General features: G+C 67.3%; 3 protein-coding genes. All 3 read right to left on the bottom strand.

Translation table 11 applies throughout. The features are described from left to right. Positions 1-35: 35 nt before the first annotated feature. The 3 genes from GOAMI_RS22290 to GOAMI_RS01745 all read right to left on the bottom strand — a co-directional run bounded on the left by GOAMI_RS22290 (position 36) and on the right by GOAMI_RS01745 (position 21272). Positions 36-3248, bottom strand: coding sequence for a non-ribosomal peptide synthetase (locus GOAMI_RS22290; protein ID WP_167325086.1), 3213 nt, complete (start codon positions 3246-3248; stop codon positions 36-38). Positions 3249-3309: 61 nt separating this feature from the next. Beyond that, the gene (locus GOAMI_RS01740; RefSeq protein ID WP_006434663.1) at positions 3310-13233 is read right to left on the bottom strand and encodes a non-ribosomal peptide synthetase; all 9924 of its coding nucleotides are present in this window, start codon (positions 13231-13233) and stop codon (positions 3310-3312) included. After that, a complete protein-coding gene (locus GOAMI_RS01745; RefSeq protein ID WP_006434664.1) occupies positions 13230-21272 on the bottom strand; it encodes a non-ribosomal peptide synthetase in 8043 nt (2680 codons plus the stop codon). The genes GOAMI_RS01740 and GOAMI_RS01745 overlap by 4 nt, the downstream gene beginning before the upstream one ends. Positions 21273-21433: the final 161 nt, after the last annotated feature.

The raw sequence follows: 21433 nt of genomic DNA on the forward strand, positions 1-21433 counted from the left end.
GTAATCTCTCGCTGTCAGTCCTCTTGTTAACCACTTCACCCACCGGTCCGCTCCGTCGCGACGCGTGCGTATGCGATCAGGTCTCTGAGCGTTTCCGGGGCATCCGCGTCATCAAGCCCGCGGGCCCACTCTTGCAGCTGGGCACGCTCGTCATCAGTCGTCAACGGGATGTCGATAAGTGCGATCGAGGGATCTTCGACGGCGGAGGTCAGAATCCTGACGAATCGATCGGCAAAGGTCCGCACGGTGAAACTGTCGAAGAGGTCCGTCGCATAGACCATTCGAACCTCCCCGCCACCGCCGCGCTCGGTCACGACTGTGATCGACAGATCGTTGTGTGCCGGAATCACTGGAGGAGCCACAGGCGAGATCGCCAGGTCAGCCACCCCGATTTCGGCCCGCTCCTGTTCGGCCGCTTTCTGATCGAGAACAGAGACCGTCACCTGCGCCAGCGCGGCGAACGCTTGCGAACGCACCGGCTGCACACGTTCGACAATGGCCTCGAAAGGCACATCAGCATGCGCGAACGCCTCCAGATCAACCGAGCGCACCTGGTCGAGCAAATCAACGAAACTGTCCCGTGGCACAAACGACGTCCGCAACACCAGAGTGTTGACGAACATCCCGACCAACGGATCGAGCGCCTGCTGCCCCCGACCGGCGATCGGTGTGGCAACCGCAACGTCGTCGGTTGCCGACAACCGCGACAACAACACCACCAACGCCGCATGCACCACCATGAACGAGGTCACCCCACGCTCACGGGCGAGTTCATCGACCCGGGCACCCGTTTCGGCGGGCAACGGCACCGACACGACTGCACCACGGTGCGAAGCGACCCGCGGCCGCGGACGATCCGCCGGCAACTCCAACACATCCGGCGTACCCGCCAACTGCTTCGCCCAGTACTCCAACTGCCGACCAACCACCGACGACGGATCATCCGGCGACCCCAGAACACGACGCTGCCACAACGCAAAATCAGCAAACTGCACACCCAGCGGCGCGAACCCCGGAACCTCCCCCGCCGTCCGAGCCAGATACGCCGTCACGATGTCACCAATCAACGGCCGCATCGACTCACCGTCACCGACGAGATGGTGCAACACCGCCAACAGGATGTACTCATCCTCACCCACCGGTAACAAACGCACCCGGAACGGCGGCGCCGCAGCCACATCAAAACCCGAACCCGCCGCGGCCACCAACTCCTCCTCACCCGAGACCACAGCCCAATCCGGCTCAGCCACAGACGAACCCACAGCATGAACCAACTGGAACGGCTCCCCGTCAACCGCCGGGAACGTCGTCCGCAACACCTCATGACGAGCCACCACATCACGCACCGCCAACTCGAGAGCAGCCACGTCCAAACGCCCAGCCAGCCGAACCCCAACCGAGATGTTGTACGTCGGAGCCTCCGGCTCCAACTCATTGATGAACCAGATCCGCTGCTGCGCAAACGACAACGGAACACGATCCGGACGCGGATAAACCGCGGTGACCGGCGCCAGCGCGGCGCCGCGGCCGCTGGTGGCGCTCAACAATTCCCGCACGCTCGGGGCGTCGAACACGTCCCGGACCGTCACCTCGACGCCCAGTTCGTCCGAGACGCGTGCCGCGATACGGGCAGCCGAGAGGGAGCTTCCGCCGAGATCGAAGAAAGATTCCGTGACACTCACCTGTTCGAGGCCGAGCAGGTCGGCGAAAAGTGCGGCGACGGCCGCTTCCTCAGATGTTTCCGGAGCCACGAACTCGACGGCACCGAATTCCGGCGCCGGCAACGAACGGCGGTCCACCTTGCCAGATGTGTTCAGAGGCATGGATTCCAAGTGCACCCAGGTGGTCGGGCGCATGTACTCCGGTAGGCGTGCGGCCACGCTGGTCGCCACGGCGTCCACGTCGACATCGGCCGGGGCCAGATAGCCGACCAGTTGCTGCCCGCCGGGTGCGTCCACCACTGTCGCGGCCGCGTGCATGACGCCGGGAGCCGCGGCGAGCGCCGCTTCGACCTCCCCGAGTTCGAGGCGCTGTCCGCGTAGCTTGACCTGGAAGTCGTTGCGTCCGAGGTATTCCAGCTGGCCCTCGGTGTTCCAACGCGCCCGGTCCCCGGTCCGGTAGAGGCGGGCTCCCGGCTCCCCGAACGGATCGGCGACGAAGCGCTCCGCGGTCAGGTCGGCTCGGCCGGCATATCCGCGGGCGAGCTGTTTTCCACCCAGATACAACTCGCCCGGCACGCCTGCCGGCGCGATGTCCAGCGAGTCGTCGAGAACGTAGGCTTCCACCCACCTCGTGGGGGTTCCGATCGGCACCGTCCGGCTGTCCGGCGTCACTCGGTGGACGGTGGCGTCGATAGATGCCTCGGCCGGACCGTACTGATTCTGCACCCGCGTCTGCGGCAGGTACTCCATCAGGTCTCGCGCGACCGGTGGCGTGAGGGCTTCGCCTCCGGTCATGACCAGCCGCAGAGAGCCAAGCGCCCCGACTCGAGCCCCGAGGACCTCGGTGAACGCTGCGAGCATGGCCGGAACGAAATGCACGACCGTGACGCCGTGACGACGGATCAGATCCGCCAGGTGGGCGGGATCGCCGTGCCTGCCGTGTTCAGCGATCACCATGGTCGCCCCGACCGTCACCGGCAGGAACACCTCGCGAACCGCTACGTCGAAATTGATAGGCGCCTTGTACAGAAAGACGTCCTCGTCACACAGGTCGTACTGTTCGGCATCCGCCTCGAGTCGATTGGCGACGCCCTCGTGCGTGATGACCACTGCTTTGGGGCGGCCTGTCGAGCCGGACGTGAACAAAGTGAAAGCAGCATTGTCCGGCCTCACCGGCAAGGCACGATCGGCGTCGGTGATCGGTGGTTCGTCGCCGGCGGGACCCGTCCCGTCGAAGGCGTGGACATCGGCGAGGTCGCCGAACCGTTCCATCGCCGCGGCTCGGCCGCTGCCCGTCACGACGACCAACCGGACCCCTGCCGTGGCCACCATGTACCGGGAACGGTCAACAGGGAGTTGCGCATCCAGCGGAACGAAGTGGCCACCGGCGGTGATCACTGCATGGATCGCGATGACCTGCCCGATCGAGCGCTCCATCTGGATCCCGACGGCGACCTCCGAACGGACACCGAGCGCGATGAGCTCACGTGCCAACGTCGCCACTCGCGATTCGAACTCGCGGCGACTGACCTCGCGATTGCCGTGGACGATTGCCGGACGGCTTGACCTGTTGCCCGGATCAGTCACCTTCGACACCTTTCGCGATTCCTCACTGTCAGTACGCTTACTCATCAGTTGACCACCGGGCTCATGCAGGGCTCGTCAGATGCACGAGCGTAGGGGACCCGATCACGCTCCGACGTCCTCGGGACCACTCCAGTATCTGGTTCCGTTCGAGGTCCGTGAGGAACCGAGTCCCACCGATCGTCATCTCGGGATTCGTCGTCACCTCTGCGAGAATCCTGACGAATCGCCCAGCGAACCGGCCCACCGAATGCTCGTCGAAGAGATCGGTCGCATAGGTCACCCGGACCTCGCCGTCTCCGGCGCGATTAATGCCCACTGATATGGACAGGTCGTTCTGGGCCGGGATGACCGGCGGTTCGACCGGAGTGAGCGACAAGTCGTTCCGGACCGCGTCGACGACTCCGGCACCGAGGTCAACCGACCGGTCGATGACCGAGAGCACGACCTGCGCCAGGGGCGCGAACGCCTGGGAGCGCACGGGCTGCAGTCGCTCGACGACGGATTCGAAAGGCACGTCGGCGTGTTCGAAGGCCTCCAGGTCGACCGAACGTACCTGGTCGAGCAGATCGGCGAAACGTCCCCGCGACGTCACCTTTGTCCGCAACACCAGGGTGTTGACAAACATGCCGATCAACGGTTCGAGAGCTTGCTGGCCCCGGCCGGCTATCGGGGTGGCCACCGCGATGTCGTCGGTCGCCGACAACCGTGACAACAACACCGCCAGGGCCGCATGCACAACCATGAAGGGAGTCACGCCACGTCGGCGCGCGAGTTCCTCGATGCCGAGACTCACCTCTGCGGGCAGCGGCACCGAGACCACCGCGCCCCGGTGCGAGGCCACCGTCGGGCGGGGACGGTCGGCGGGCAACTCCAGGACATCTGGCACCCCGGCCAACTGCCGTGCCCAGTAAGCCAACTGGCGGCCGACCACCGAGTCCGGATCTTCCGGCGATCCCAGAACGTCACGCTGCCACAGTGCGAAGTCGGCGTACTGCACATCAAGGGGCGCAAAGGCCGGGGACCGGCCATTCGTGCGAGCCGAATAAGCGGTGACCAGATCGGAAACGAGTGGTGCGAACGACTCCCGGTCGGAGGCGATGTGATGCATCACCACCGCAACCACGTGCTCGCCCGGCGCGGACTCCCAGACACGCGCCCGCACAGGCCATTCGCGGCCGAGTTGGAAACCAGCTGCAACGGCGGCCTCGATGTCGGAGGCAGAGTGCGCCTCCTGCCAGTCCAACCGCTCGGCGATCTCCGAGACATCGTGCACCAGCTGGAAGGGCTCACCGTCGACGTCCGGGAAGGTCGTGCGGAGCGACTCGTGCCGCGCCACCACATCGTCGATCGCCGCCCGCAACGCCGCCACATCGAGGTCACCGCCGACCCGTAGGACCAGCGGGACGTTGTACATCCCGCTCGACGGGTTGAACTTGTTGATGAACCACATCCGCTGCTGTGCGAAGGACAGCGGTACGTGTTCCGGGCGCGACTCCGGTCGGGCCACCGGGGCCAGCGAGGCACGGCGCCCCCGGACGGCGTCGGCGAGCTCCCGCACTGTCGGGGCATCGAACACATCGCGGATCGTCACCTCGACGCCCAGGGCATCCGACACGCGAGACGTCAGACGCATGGCAGACAGCGAGTTGCCGCCCAGGTCGAAGAACGACTGCGTGACACTCACCTGCTCCACTCCCAGCAGCCCGGCGAACACGCCGGCGATCGCCTCCTCGGCTTCCGTAGCGGGGGCGACGTATTCGGCGGCTTCCAGTTCCGGCTCGGGCAGCGAACGCCGGTCGACCTTGCCGGCCGAGTTCAGCGGCATCTCCTCGAGGAGCACCCACGCGGTCGGTCGCATGTACTCGGCGAGTGCGTCCGCGAGCGATGCGCGCACGGCATCGAGATCGACGGTCGCGGGAGCGACATAGCCGACGAGCTGGTCCCCACCCGGTCCGGCGACCACGCGAGCCGCAGCGTGGACGACACCGGGCGCGTCGGCGATCGCGGACTCGACCTCCCCGAGCTCCAGTCGCTGACCGCGCAGCTTCACCTGGAAGTCGGTGCGGCCCAGGTAGTCCAGTTCACCGGTACGGCGCCGCCGGACCAGATCACCGGTTCGGTAGAGCCGCGCTCCGGGGGCCCCGAAGGGATCCGCGACGAAGCGTTCCGCGGTCAGGTCGGGCCGGGCCGCGTAACCGCGCGCCGACTGGACGCCACCCAGATACAGTTCGCCGGCCACCCCGTCGGGCACCGGGTGCAGCCGATCATCGAGCACGTAGGCGGTGGTGTTCGGCATGGGCCGACCGATCGGCACGACGTCGACGGGTTCGTCGAGTGCCGAGGACATCGTGTAGACGGCGGCCTCGGTTGGACCGAACAGGTTGACCACCCGGGCGTGGGGCACGCGCTCGGTGAATCGTCGGAGCACCGCCGGAGGAAGCGCCTCGCCGCCGCTGAACAACACCTGTAGTCCGGTCAGCAGATCCGGTCGATCGACCACGTCGAGGAACACCGAGAGCAGCGACGGCACGAACTGGGCGACGGTCACGCCCGTTTCGGCCATGAGGTCGGCGAGGTAGTTCGGGTCGCGGTGGCCCTCGGCATCCGCGACCACCATCGTCTGCCCAGCCGTCAACGGCCAGAACAGCTCCAGGACCGACGCGTCGAATGTGTGCGGGGTCTTGAACACCAGACGATGGGGCCCGGCAGGAATGAGCGAATCGAACCAGGCGACGAAGTTGGCGACCGCCCGATGCGAGACGGTGACGCCCTTCGGCCTGCCGGTCGAACCGGAGGTGAACAGCGTGTAGGCGGCGTCATCGAGATGCAGTGTGGCGAGTCGTTCGGAAGCCGACAGCGGGGTCGCGTCGGCGGAAAGCGGTGCATCGGCGTCGAGTTCGATGATCGGCGACCGTCCGTCGAGCACATCGAGAACCTCGACGGGCCGGTGTCCCTTCTCCACGAGGACCGGTCCGATACCGGCGGTCTCGACCATGTACCGCGCGCGGTCGGCCGGGGTGTCGGGATCGATGGGGACGTACTGGCCACCCGCTGCCATGATGGCGTGCACCGCGATGACGGTGCCGGCAGACCGGCGCATGACGACGCCGACGGCTGTGTTCGGACCGACGCCCTCGGCGATCAACGTCCGTGCGACCGTGGCGACGCGGAGTCCGAACTCGCCGTAGGTCAGCGTGCGCTCCCCCGTGACGAGCGCGAGGGACTGCGCGGAGTCGGCCACGCGGGCACCGACGAGCTCGGCGATCGTCTCATCCGCGGCGAACGCCGCCGGACCGACGGATCCGGCGAGGAGTGCCCGATCCTGTTCGGCTGCGAGGAGCCGGATGTCGCCGACGGCGGTGTGCTCGGATGCGAGCATCCCGTCGAGTAGGCGGAGGAACCATCGCGACATCTCCTCGACGGTTCCTCGGTCGAACAGATCGGTGGCGTAGGTCAGTATTGCCGACCAGTCCTCGTCGGCGGAACCGGTGGAGACGGTCAGATTGAGGTCGACCTGCGCAGGGGCCTCGGTGATATCCAGCGGGGCGACCGTCAGACCGTTGACCGTGGCGGTGCCGGTGACGTCGGCGCCGATCGGATCGACAGACAGGATGACCTGAACCAGAGGTGAAAAGGCTTCGGAGCGAACGGGGTTGACCGCATCGACCACAGACTCGAACGGCACCTCGGCGTGCGCGAAGGCATCGAGGTCGTCGGCGCGGACACGGTCGAGAACAGCGTCGAACCCACTGGCGGAGTCGATCTCGGTGCGCAGCACGAGGGTGTTGACGAACATGCCGACCATGGCGTCCAGCTCGCTCTGCCCGCGACCACCGATCGGCGTACCGACCGCGATGTCGTGGGTGCCCGTCAGACGGGCGAGCAGGACCGCGAACGCCGCATGCAACACCATGAACCGCGTCGCGCCGTGCCGGGTGGCGGTGGCATCGACACGGCGGCCGATGTCAGCGGGGATGTCGAAGGGGAGCACATCGCCCCGGTGGCTGGCGACGAGCGGCCGGGGCCGGTCGGCGGGCAGTTCGAGGACATCCGGCAGTCCCGCGAGTCGGTCTCGCCAGTAGGCGAGTTGTCCGCCGAGCACCGAATCCGAATCCTCGGGCTCGCCGAGCACCTCGCGCTGCCAGAGGGCGTAGTCGGCGTACTGGATGTCGAGAGGCGTGAAATCCGGTGCCGCGCCGCGGCTTCGGGCTTCGTAAGCGGCGAAGAGATCGGTAGCGAGAGGCCCGAAGGACTGACCGTCGAAAGCAATGTGATGGGCGACGAGAGCGAAGGTCGCCTGCCCGTCACCGCTGAGCAGTACACGGGCACGTAGGGGCCACTCGTGCGCGACATCGAACCCGCGACGCATGTCGGTCGCGAGTTCGTCGGCGCTCGCCACGACCCGCCAGTCCAGGCGTTCGGCAGCATCTGCGGGCGCGGCGATCTGCTGGTACGGCTCCCCGTCGACGGCCGGGAAGGTCGTCCTGAGGATTTCGTGTCGGGCGACGACATCAGCGGTCGCCGTCCGCAAGAGATCGACGTCGATCTCGCCGGACAGGGTGAACACGGCCGGGATGTTGTATGTTGCCAACTCCGGTTCCATCTGGTTGATGAACCACATGCGCTGCTGGGCGAACGACAACGGAATCCGATCCGGCCTGGACTCGACACGGGTCACCGGCGGCAACGCCGCAGCACGATCGGCCACCGCAGCAACCAGATCCCGCACCGACGGCGCATCGAACACATCCCGAATACCGACCTGCACACCCAACGCATCCGACACCCGCGCCACCAAACGCATCGCCGACAACGAGTTCCCACCCAAATCGAAGAACGACTCGGTCACCGAAACACGCTGCACATCAAGCAAAGTCGCAAACACCGCCGCAACCCGCTCCTCAGCATCCGAAGCCGGAGCCACATACTCGGCAGCCTCGAACACCGGCGCAGGCAACGCCTTACGATCCACCTTGCCCGACGAGGTCAACGGCATCACATCCAACCGCACCCACACCGACGGACGCATATACCCCGGCAACACCGACGCCACCGACCCGGCAACCACATCCACATCCACATCAGCCGGCGCCACATACGCCACCAACTGCTGCCCCGCCGCCGACTCGGCCACCACCGCCGCCGCATGCACCACACCCGGCGCCGCCGCCACCGCAGCCTCGACCTCACCGAGCTCGAGCCGCTGACCACGCAACTTCACCTGGAAATCAGTACGACCCAAATACTCCAACTCACCCGAAGCATTCCACCGCACCAGATCACCAGTCCGATACAACCGCTCCCCCGACCCACCGAACGGATCAGCAACAAAACGCTCCGCCGTCAGATCAGGCCGCGCCGCATACCCCCGCGCCACCTGCACACCACCCAGATACAACTCACCCGGCACCCCAACAGGAACCCGCGCCAACCGCGAATCCAACACCCGCGTCACCGTATTGGGCACCGGCGAACCAATCGGCACCACCACATCACCGGCCCGCACCGAATACGCCGTCACATCCACCGCAGCCTCGGTCGGCCCATACAAATTGTGCAGACCCACACCCGGCAACCGCGACAACAACCCATCAGCCACCGACGGCGCCAACGCCTCACCCGAAGCAAACACATGCCTCAACGACGCCAACTCCGCCAACCGATCACCCAACACATCCACAAACGCCGACAACATCGACGGCACAAAATGCACCACCGACACCGACTCGCGAACGATCACCTCACGCAAATACTCCGGATCACCATGACGCCCCGGCTCCGCAATCACCAACGGAACACCAACCATCAACGGCCAGAACGACTCCCACACCGACACATCAAACGTCACCGGCGTCTTCTGCAACATCCGATCCGACCCCGACACCGGATACCACGCATCCATCCACGCCAACCGATTCAGCACCGACCGATGCGACACCGTCACACCCTTCGGCCGCCCCGTCGACCCCGACGTGAACAACGTGTACACCGCATCATCGGCACCCAACGACCCAACACGATCAGCATCGGTCACCGGAGAAACCCCAGCATCAAACGAACCCGACGCATCCACCGACAACACCGACACACCATCAACACCGGCAACCACCGACGGCACCGACACACCCGCCGCCACCAACACCACAGACGCACCCGACGTCTCCAGCATGTAACCAACCCGATCAGCAGGCGCATCCGGATCCACCGGCACATACAACCCACCCGCAGCAACCACCGCATGAACCGCGACCAACAACTCCACCGACCGCGGAACCACCACAGCCACCGCAACATCCGGCCCCACACCCACCGAAATCAACTCACGCGCCAACCCCCACACCCGAGCACCGAACTCGGCGAAGGTGACAGTGCGGCCGTTGTGGATCAATGCGGGTTGCGCGCCGTACTCGGCGACGGCGCGCGACAGCCCGTCCGCAAGGGACGTCAAGCCGGCGATCCCGGCCGAACCTGTTGTCGGCGAGCCGTTCTCGAGTGCTGCGACTGCCGTCGCCTCGTCGTCGGCGAACAGCGGTGCGTCGCCGACCGACATCCGCGGCGCCGAGGTGAGTCCGTCGAGCACCCGGACGAAACGTCGTGCGATGAGCTCGGCCGTGGCCGGATCGAAGAGATCGGTGGCGAAGGTGACGAAGCCGGACCAGCGTCCGTCGTCGAGCGAGTTCAGTCCGACCGTGAGGTCGTACTGGGCCGGGATGACCGGCGGCTCGATCTCGGTGAACTGCAGCCCGGCGATCGTCGCGTCGAGCTTGTGGGCCGATCGCGCGGGATCGAAGGACAGCATCACCTGCGCGAGCGGCGCGAATGCCTCGCTGCGTACCGGGGCGAGGGTCTCGACGAGCGTCTCGAACGGGACATCGCCGTTGGCGAAGGCGTCCAGATCGGCAGCACGTACCTCGTCCAGGAAGTCGAGGAAGGACGTGGCGGGGTCGACGCCGGTGCGGAGCACCAGCGTGTTGACGAACATACCGATGAGCGGCTCGACGACCGCGTGCGTGCGACCCGCGATCGGGGTGGCGATGGCCACGTCATCGGTGGCCGCCAGGCGCGACAGCAGCACGGCGAGTGCGGCGTGAGCCACCATGAACGGTGTGGCACCGCTGATCCGGGCGATCTCCTCGACGCGTTCGACCACCTCGGAGGGCACGTCGAAGGCGATCCGGTCGCCGCGATTCGTCGCGACCCGGGGCCGCTCGCGGTCGGTGGGCAGGTCGAGGACGTCGGGCAGATCGGCCAGCCGGTCGGTCCAGAAGCGGAGTTGCCCGGCCACCAACGAGGTCGGGTCGGCGGTGTCGCCGAGAACGCGGTGCTGCCAGAGCGCATAGTCGGCGAATTGCACCTCCAGCGGCGCGAATTCGGGTGAGCGGGACTCCACCCGCGCGGTGTAGGCGGTGAGGAGGTCGGCGACCAGGGGCCGCATCGACTCGCCGTCGGCCGCGATGTGGTGCACTACCACACCGAGAATCGTTTCGCCGGTGCCGTTGTGCAGCACGGCAACCCGGATCGGGGTCTGCTTGGTGACGTCGAAGCCCGCCGAGACCGCGGACTCGAAGACCTCCGACGAGTCGGTGACCAGCCAGTCGAGAACCGACTCGGCCTCGGCGAGCGGCATGACCACCTGGTTCGGCCGTCCGTCATCTGCCGGGAACACGGTCCGCAGGACGTCCTGGCGGCCGATCAGGTCGACGACGGCGGCGCGCAGGGCATCGACATCGAGGTTGCCGGTGACCCGCAGCAGTACCGGGATGTTGTACGTCGGCAGCGTCGGGTCGAACTGGTTGATGAACCACATCCGCTGCTGGGAGAACGACAGCGGGATGACGTCCGGGCGCGGATCGGCGGCGGTGATCGGTGCGAGTCCGGGCGCCGCATCCTTGACCCGGGCCGCGAGGCCACGCACGGTGGGCGCCTCGAAGAGATCACGCATGTTGAGGTCGACGTCGAGGACCTCGCAGGCGCGGCCGACGATCTGGGCTGCGACCAGCGAGTTGCCACCCACGTCGAACACGGACTCGGTGACGCTGATGTCCTCGAGCCCGAGTACGGCGGTGAACACCTCGACGAGTACGCGCTCGGTCTCGTCGGCAGGCGGCTCGTACTCTGCGCTCGACTCGAATACCGGCTTGGGCAACGCTTTTCGGTCGAGTTTTCCGTTGGCGGTGAGCGGTAGCCGCTCCACACCGACCACGGCGTCGGGCACCATGTAGCCGGGCACGTGCTCGGCCATCGCCGACCGCACCGCGGCCGGGTCCACGTCCTCGCCGGGGCCGACCACCAGGTAGCCGACCAACTGGTCTCCACGAACCGGATCCGCGATCACCCGCGCGGCTGCCGCTGCCGCCGCCGGCACCGCGGCCAGCAACGCGGCCTCGATCTCGCCGAACTCGATACGGAAGCCGCGCAGCTGGACCTGTGCGTCGTTACGGCCCAGATACTCGATGTCCGTACCCACCCGGCGTGCACGGTCACCGGTCCGGTACATCCGGGATCCGTCCTCGGCGAACGGATTCGCGACGAACCGCGACGCCGACAGACCCGGTCGCCTCAGATAGCCGGATGCCAGCTGCCCACCGGTCACGTAGATCTCGCCCGGCACGCCCTGAGGCACCGGGTTCAACCGCTCGTCGAGGATGTGGATCCCCAGCGACGTCAACGGGCGGCCGATCAGTGACGCCTCGGTCCCGGCGATCGAATCTCGTTCCAGCGCACGGAAACTCACATGGACGGTGGTCTCGGTGATGCCGTACATGTTCACCAGTTGCGCGGTGTCGGACGGGTTCTCGTCGTACCAGCGGCGGACCTGATCGAAACTGAGCGCCTCGCCACCGAACACCACGTACCGCAACGCGAGTTCGCGGCGATCGCCCCGACGCGCGTCGATCAGCTGGTAGAACGCCGACGGCGTCTGACTCAGCACCGTCACCTGTTCGGTCACCAGCACGTCCAGGAACGCTCGCGGATCCCGTGCCAGGTCACGGTCGATGACGACCAGGCGCGCCCCGGACAGCAGCGGCCCCCACATCTCCCAGACCGAGAAGTCGAAGGCATACGAGTGGAACATCGTCCAGACGTCGGACGCCGAGAACTCGAAATCGTCGTCGGCCGCATCGAGCAGGGTCACCACGTCACTGTGGGTGATCTCGACACCCTTCGGCCGGCCCGTCGAGCCCGAGGTGTAGATGACGTACGCCCGGCTGTTCGCCGGCACCCGAACCGGGGCCGCGGGCGCGGCGGGTTCCGCCGCGAGCTCCTCAACGTCCACGACCAGGGCCCCATCGGGCAGGTGATCCCACAGGGCATGATCGGCCGAGGACGCATCGCCGATCACCACCGACACCTCGGCATCGGCCACGATGAACGACAGCCGTTCCACTGGATTTCCGAGATCCAGCGGCAGGTAGCCGGCGCCGGCCTTCACCACGCCCAGAATCGAGGACATCAGGTCCACCGTCCGCGCCGTGGCGATGCCCACCAGGTCGCCTGCGGCCACACCACGAGCGATCAGCCCGGCAGCCACTGCGTCGGAGCGAGCATCGAGCTCGGCATAGGACAGCGACCGGCCCGACGCCGACACCGCGACCCGATCGGCGAACCTGTGCGCGGCGGACCGGAACAGTCCCGGCAGTGACTCCCAGTCGCTGGTACCGGCCAGCGCCCAGGCCGCCGTACGGATGTCGTCGACCGCGCGGCGTGTGGCGGTCGCGATCTCGTCCGGCGCCAGGCCCACGAGCGCCAGCTGCCCGGTGACGGCGGCTCCGACAGCCGCTTCGGTGTCGATCCCCTGCGCGGCCAGCACTCCCGCGGTCATCGAGACCGTGGCGTTCAGGGTGGCGAACGCGACAGGTCCGGCCTTGCCCTCGAAGGCGGTCTGCGCAGGAGCCACCGAGGCGGCGTGGGCGATCAGTTGCAGGGTGGACGGCCGAGCGCCCCAACCACGCGAGATGTCAGCGGCGTCAGAGTCGACGGTCACGTCCTGTTGTTTCCTTCTGAAGCGGTGGACAGGTCGATGAGTGCGACGGCGTTGGCGCGCAGGTCGCTCAACACCTCGTCGAGCGCGGCGGGGCCTCCCGTCGCCAGGCCGGGCACCACACTCATCAGTGCCATCGTGAGGGTGGCGTCGGAGTCCGAGCCCGGCAATGCCGCCGCCATCGCTCTCACCATCTCCGACAACTGGCCGAACTGGACGCTCACGCCGTCATGGTCCACGGCAACAGCCCGGGGATCGGTGTCGCTCGCGACGGAGACGAGGTCGGCGAGACGGATGTCGGCGGGCAGCGGATCGACGGTTTCGGCCTGCTCATCGGCAGTGAAGATGACGATGTCCCCGACGATACACTCGGCGTCCGCCGCGACGGCCTCGAGAATCGCGAGGTAACGCTGGGCCATCGATTCGACCGTCGAATCGTCGAACAGGTCGGTGGCGTAGACGAGCTGCGCCTTCATCGCACCGGTACCCGAGTTGTGTCCCGCTGCTGCAGGGTCATTCGGGTAGAGGTTGAGCTGCAGATCCACCTTTGCCGGAATGATTCCCTCGGCCACCGGAGAAACGATCACGTCCCCGAGTTCGAGCGATGGGAAATCGATGTTCTGGAAAGCGAACATCACCTGGAACAACGGATTGTGCGACGTCATCGGCGCATTCAGGACATTCGCGACAATTGTTTCGAAAGCCACATCCGTGTTGGCCATGTCGGCGAGGTCGTCACGCCGCACCCGCGACAGCAGGTCGGTGAACTTCTCCCCGTGGTCGACACCGGTCCGCAATGCGAGGCTGTTGACGAACATGCCGACCACATCGTCGAGGGCCTGTTCACCCCGTCCGGCGTACGGCGTTCCGATCACCAGGTCATTACGTCCGCTCAGGCGCGACAGCAGCACGGCGTAGGCCGCATGGGTGACCATGAACAGCGTGGTGTTGTTCGCACGGGCGACCGACTCCAGGGACCGCACCAGATCCTCCGGGATCTCGAACTCGACCTGGTCACCGACGTACGACGGCGTCTTGGGTCTCGGCCGATCGGTCGGCAGGTCGATGGTCTCGGGCGCTCCCGACAACCGATCGATCCAGTAGTCGAGCTGACGCCGCGCCTCGGTGACGCCGGCCTCGTCGGTGGTGGCCAGCCGTTCGGCCTGCCACAGAGTGAAGTCGGCGTACTGGACGGGCAGGGGCGCCCAGGTCGGCGGCCGACCGTCGTGGCGCGCGGCGTAGGCCATCATCAGGTCGCGGGCGAGCGGTGCCATCGAGGCACCGTCGGCACTGATGTGGTGCACGACGAAGACGACGACGTGCTCGTCGTCGCTGACGCGCAGGAGGGCGAGCCGGACCGGCGGTGCGGTGGTGATGTCGAATCCGCGACCGGTCACGGCCGCGATGGCATCGGCGATGCTCCCCGACACCGGGACCGGGGTCACGTCCAGGCCCGCGACCTCGTCGGGCGGACTGATGATCTGCATCGGTTCGCCGTTGATCATCGGGTAGCTGGTACGCAGCGACTCGTGCCGGCGGAGCAGATCGTCCACTGCCGCGCGGAGGGCGTCGACGTCCAGCCGCCCGCGGAGCTCGAGCGCGAGGGCCACGTTGTACGCCGGGGACTCCGGGGCGGCCCGGCTGAGAAGCCACATGCCGCGCTGGACGGCCGACACCGGGACCATCTCCGCTCGCTGACGCGCGATCAGCGGCACCGCCGAGTGCCCGGACAGGCTGTTGGTGATGTATTCGGCGAGCCTGGCCACGTCGGCGGACTCGAAGATCGCCTTGACCGGGACCTGCCGGTCGAGTGCCGCCGACAGTCGCGCCGAGACCTTGGTCGCCGACAGCGAGTTGCCGCCCATCTCGAAGAATCCGTCGTGCACGCTGACCCGCTCGACCCCGAGCACCTGGGCGAACACCTCGGCGACGATCGCCTCCAGCTGGGTCCGCGGCGGGACGAAGTCCTTGCTCGCGCTGAAGTCGACCGGCGGCAACTTGGTGCGGTCGATCTTGCCGACGTTGGTGAGCTCGAAGGAGTCGACGACGACGACCGTGTGCGGGACCATGTAGCGCGGCAGGAGCTGCCCGACGTGCTCGGTCAGCGATTCGGGCATCGGCGAGGTGCCTTCGGCGGCCGTCACATACGCCACCAGCACGTCTTCGCCGGCCGGCCCGGGAACGCCGAGGCTGACCGCGTTGGCGACGTCGGGGTGGGACATCAGCGCGTTGTCGACCTCGCCGAGCTCGATGCGCAGTCCGCGCACCTTCAGCTGGAAGTCATCGCGCCCGTGATAGATCAGCCGGCCGTCGGCGCGGCGGACGACCCGGTCACCGGTCCGGTACATCCGCGACCCGTCGGAGTACGGATTCGCGACGAACCGCTCGGCGGTCAGACCCGGCCGGCCGAGATAACCGATGGCCAGTTGATCGCCGACGAGGTAGAGCTCACCGACCACGCCGGCCGGTGCGGGCCGGAGTCCGCGGTCGAGCACGAGGGCCCCCACACCGGGCACCGCCGTTCCGATGGTCATGTCGTCGGCGGGGGTGAACGGTCCGTCCGAGGTGGCCCAGATGGTGGTCTCGGTGGGGCCGTACAGGTTGAAGAACCGGCGGCCCGCCGACACCCAGCGACGCATCAGTTCCGGCGGGCACGCTTCGCCTGCGCTGAGCACGGTGGCCAGCGCGGGTACCGCGGCCGGATCGAGCGTGGCCAGCGCCGACGGTGTCATCACGGCGTGCGTCACGCCCGTCTCGGCGATCAGCCTCTCGAGCGCGTCACCGGCATAGGTGTCGGGGTCGGCGACGACGAGCTGGCCGGCCGATCCGAACGCCATCGTCAGCTCGAAGACCGAGGCGTCGAAGCTCGGCGATGCGACGTGCAGGACTCGCGAGGTCTCGTCCAGTCGCAGCAGGTCGCGCTGATTGGCCATCATGTTCGCCAGGCCGCGATGGCTGACGGCGGCGGCCTTCGGTTTACCCGTCGAACCCGAGGTGTAGATGAGATAGGCCATCTCGTCGACACGGGTCGGACGGACGAGTTCGGCCGGCCCGATCGGCGCGATCGGGTGGCCGGCGAGGCGCAGCTCGGTCTCGCTGTCGTCGACGACGATCCACTCCGCGTCACTGTCGATGGCGTCGACTCCGGCATCCGCGGTGGTCAGTCCGACGCGCGCACCGCTGTCGGCCACCATCGCCGAGCGACGCTCCGCCGGGTGCATCGGATCGATCGTGACGAAGGCCGCGCCCGAACGGATCACCGCGATGGTGCAGAGCACCGACCACGCGGATCGTCGAGCACTGATCGCGACGACGTCGCCGGGTCCGATACCGCGTGAGATGAGTTCTCGCGCAAGCTGATTTGTCCGGGCATCGAAAACGTCGGGGGTGATCTTCTCACCCGCGACGACCACCGGCGTCGCCGAACCGGGCGAGCACGTGGCCAGCAGATCGGCGAACACCACGGGCGCACGACCCGCCGGCTCGGCGGTCAGCTGCCGCACGTCGTCGGCGGGCACGATGTCGAACCGGCCGATCGCCTCGGTCGGCGCCGCCGTCATCTGATCGAGCAGCATGATCAGCGCATCCGTCATGGACTCCACCGTCGATCGGTTGAAAAGATCCGTGGCGTAGGAGAATTCGAGGGCCACACGTTCGGCGCCGGCACCGGCGAACTCGGTCGCGGTCACCGACAGGTCGTACTTCGCGGACGGGATGCGGATGTCCAGCACGTCGAACTCCCCGGTCTGCGCGAGCAGGGCCGAGGAATCACGCTGGAACGTGAATCCGACCTGGAACAGCGGGCTGTGCGCGCGGGACCGGCTGGGCGACACCTCGTCGACCACCATCTCGAACGGCACCTGGGAGTACTCGAGTGCGCCGGTGCGCGTGCGGTGCGCGCGGTCGAGCAGCTCGGCGACCGAATCGCCCGGACGGATGTTCAACCGCAGGACGACGGTGTTGACGAACATGCCCACCAGGTCGGCCAACTCGGGTTCGTCGCGACCGGCGACCGCGGTACCGATGGACACGTCGTCGGTGTCACCGAGACGACCGAGCACAGCCGCGAGGGCGACGTGCAGGACGGTGAAGGTCGTGACGCCGTAACGTCCCGCGAGCGAGCGGATCCTCGCGAACTGCTCCGGCGTGATCTCCGCGTCCACGTAACCACCACGCCCCGTGGGGATCTGCGGCCGGGGACGGTCGGTGGGAAGCGCCAGCAGCTCGGGCTGCCCGGCCAGTTCCCTGTTCCAGTGGGCGAGTTCACGCGCCATCCGGGCATTCTCGTCATCGGCCGACCCGAGGGTGTCGCGCTGCCACACCGCGAAGTCCGCGTATTGCACCGGAAGCGGTTCCCACTCGGGCGCCAGACCGTTGACCCGGGCGCCGTAGGCGGCCAGCAGGTCGACGATCAGGGGACGCAGCGAGGCCCCGTCACCGGCGATGTGGTGGAGCACCACCAGCAGAACGTGGCCGTCGGAAGGGGTCTCGAACAGGGTGGCCCGGAAGGGAACCTGGGCGACGAGGTCGAACCCGGCCGCGGCCTGTGACGCCACGGCATCGAGGAGGTCCGCCTCGGCCGAGTTGTGCACGCTGAGACGCACCTGGTCCTCGACACCCTCGATGTCGACGATCTCCTGGATCGGCTCGCCGTCGACCGACGGGAATCGGGTGCGCAGGGGCTCGTGCCGGATGACGACATCACGAACCGCCGCGCGCAGTGCGTCGACGTCGACATCGCCGCGCATCCGCACTGCGCCGGGCATGTTGTAGGTACCCGACGACGGGTCCATCCGGTTGATGAACCAGAGACGCGACTGCGCATACGAGACCGGGATGACCTCGGGCCGCATGCCGCGACGCAGCGGCGGACGGGCGTCGACCACCGCCGCATCGGCGATGGCGGCGGCCAGTTCGCCGACGTCGTTGCTGTTGAAGATGTCGGTCAGCGCGACCGCCCGCGAGTATTCCTTGCGCAGCCGCGACGCCAACCGGGCTGCGGCCAGCGAGTCGGCTCCGAGCGTGAAGATGTTGTCGCGCATACCGACCCGCTCGACACCGAGGACGTCGCCGGCGATCTCGGCCACCTTCTCCTCGATCTCCGAGCTGGGTGCGACGTAGACACGTTCCGCCGACGGCGTGATCTCCGGCGCGGGGAGCGCCCGACGGTCCAGCTTGCCCGATGCGTTCACCGGGAAGGCCTCCAGCACGACCACCGCGGACGGAACCATGTGTCCGGGAAGACCGTTGCGGGCTGCGCGCATCTGCCGGTCGACGATGACGTCGGCCGGGACGTCGGCGTCGCGCGGCTTGACGTAGGCGACCACGGCGGCGCCACCGGCGTCCGTACCGACGATCGCGACCGCAGCGGAGATCGACCCCTCGGCCAGCAGTACGGATTCGATCTCGCCGAGCTCGACGCGCTGTCCCCGGATCTTGACCTGGAAGTCGGTGCGCCCCAGGTATTCCAGCATCCCGTTGGCACTCCACCGCACCAGGTCGCCGGTCCGGTACATCCGTGTCCCTGATTCGAACGGGTTCGCCACGAATCGCTCCGCCGTCAACCCGCCGCGGGTGAGATATCCGTCGGCGAGTTGCGTTCCGGCCAGATACAGTTCGCCGACGACCCCGACCGGTACACGACGCAGCCGGGCGTCGAGCACATAGGTGTCGGTGTTGGCCACCGGCCGCCCGATGGGCATGTGCACTTCCCGGCCCGCGACGCGGTACTCGGTGACATCGACCGCGGCTTCGGTGGGGCCGTACAGATTCACCAGCTCGGCATCCGAGTGTTCGACCACCTGGGTCGCCAGATTCGACGGCAGCGCCTCGCCGGAGGTGAAGACCCGCCGCACCGTAGACGGCATCGCCGGTTCGCCGGTCGCGGCGGCCTCGACGAAGACGTCCAGCATCGACGGGACGAAGTGGAGCGTGGTGACCCCGCGTTCGACGATGGTGTCGTGCAGGTAGGCCGGATCCCGGTGCCCACCCGCGCGCGCGATAACCATGCGTGCGCCGATCTGCAAGGGCCAGAACAACTCCCACACCGAGACGTCGAAGGTGATCGGCGTCTTGTAGAGAACGGCGTCGGAACCGTCGATCCGGTAGTGGTCCTGCATCCAGGCGAGCCGGTTGACGACGGCGCGGTGCGAGACCTGGACGCCCTTCGGCACGCCGGTCGAGCCCGACGTGAAGATCACGTACGCGGCCGCCCCCGGCCGGACGCGGCCCTCGTCCACCGGCAGTGGGAGAGGCGATCCGGCGGTGTCCGGCGATTCGGCGTTCGCGAGGAACTCGTCGTCGATCACCACCGCCGGGTTGGCGGTGTCGAGGATCAGGCGACGCCGATCCTCCGGTTGCTCGACGTCCACCGGTACGTACGCGGCACCGGCCATCAGCGCGGCGTACACCGCGACGACCTGGTCCACGCCGCGTTCGACGAGCACCGCGACCTTGTCGCCGGGTCGCACGCCCGACGCCACCAGCGCTGCCGCCACCTCACGGCAGCGGGCGTCGAACTCGCGATAGGTGAGCTCGGCATCGTCGGCGACGATCGCCACCGCATCGGGACGGTCGGCCACCCGCGCGGCGAACAGGTCGAGCAGGGTGTGGTCGCCGGCCTGATCGGTGGTCCAGTCGGCGCGGGGACCGCGTTCGAAGTGCCCGAGTTCGGCGGCTTCTCCCGGTAGCAGGACCGGCATGCCGTCGATCGGGGCGTCGACGTTGTCGAAGAGGTGCTCGACGAAGGCCAGGAACCGGCGGTGGTGCGATGCGATCTCGGCTTCGGAGTACAGGTAGGGGTTGCCGTGGAGATCCACGACCAGCGGCGCGTCGGGACTCGACTGATACAGGTTGATCAGCAGGTCCTCGAGGATGCCGGACGTCAGGATGCGGTAGTCCATCGACGTGCCGTCGATGGCGACCTGATCGTCGAAGAAGACCATGTTGATGGTCGGGCCGAACGAGACGGAGTTGCCCTCGAAGCCGGCGTCGCGTCGGATGTCGTCGGACCGATACCGCTGATGGCGGAGTGCGCCGGTGAGCTCCAGCTGAGCCGCGGCCACCAGTTCACGGCCGGTCCGGCTCGAGACGTCACGCAGCCGGATCGGCAGGACGTTGGAGACCATGCCGCCGGAGGCCTTAATCTTCGCGGTGGTGCGGCCGGTCACCGGCAGCGTCATCACGATGTCGTCGGAGCCGGTCATCCGGGACAGGTACGCACCGAAGGCCGCGGACATGAGGACGGCAAGCGAACTGTTGAACTCGGTGGCGAGAGCCTCGAGTCGCCGCTGCTGCGCGACCGGCAGATCGCCGCCGGCGACGACGTTGTCGAAGGAGAGCGGAGCGGTGCCCGTGCCGTGCGCGAGGGTCACCTTCTCGGGGAGGTCGGACACCCGGGACAGCCAGTGCTCGCGGTCGGTCTGGCGGCGGGTGCCGGCCTGGTACGTGTCCTCGTAGGCCACGATCTCGGCCATCGTCGCCGGGGTCCTGTCCTTCGGCTCGAGGCCGCGTCGGACGGCGTTGTAGCGGTCGACGGTACGTCGCATGATCGACAGCGCCGCATAGCCGTCGATGATGATGTGGTGGGCGCGGTTGTACCAGAACGTCCGGTCGTCGGCGACCTGCAGGATCGCGATGACGATCAGCTGGTCGTTCAGCAGGTCGACCGGACGCCGGTACTCGGCCTGCATCCACGCCATCGCAGCGCCCACGGGGTCGGACTCGCCACGGAAGTCGAGGATGTCGACCTGCTGGTCGAAGTCGAGATCGACGTACTGCACCGGGACGCCGTCGATCTCGGCGAGCCGGACGTACGGGGATTCCAAGGTCTTGCCGACCTCGACGCAGCAGCGTTCGAGGAGCTCGATGTCGAAACCACCGGGTTCGTGCCGGATGTCGACGTACTGGGCGATGTTCACCGAGTAGTCGGGCGACAAGGTGTCGGCGAACCACATTCCTCGTTGTGCCGCGGTGAGGGGCAGGATCTCAGTGATGTCTTCTCCGACAACGTTCGCGCTGTCGCTGTTATCGGCGGTCGCCACGGACGCTGACTCTCCTCACTTCTTCGATTTCCTCGGTTCTACCGATCAGACCTGATACGACCGATGGTTTTCGTCCCACAAACTCCAAAACTAGGCCGTTTCTTCGAGTTGTGTTTGTGTCACGCCCGGAAATGCCGAGAAAAAATTCAAACAACCGAGCA

Origin of the sequence: Gordonia amicalis NBRC 100051 = JCM 11271 (assembly GCF_000332995.1) — a bacterium.
Taxonomy (GTDB): domain Bacteria; phylum Actinomycetota; class Actinomycetes; order Mycobacteriales; family Mycobacteriaceae; genus Gordonia; species Gordonia amicalis.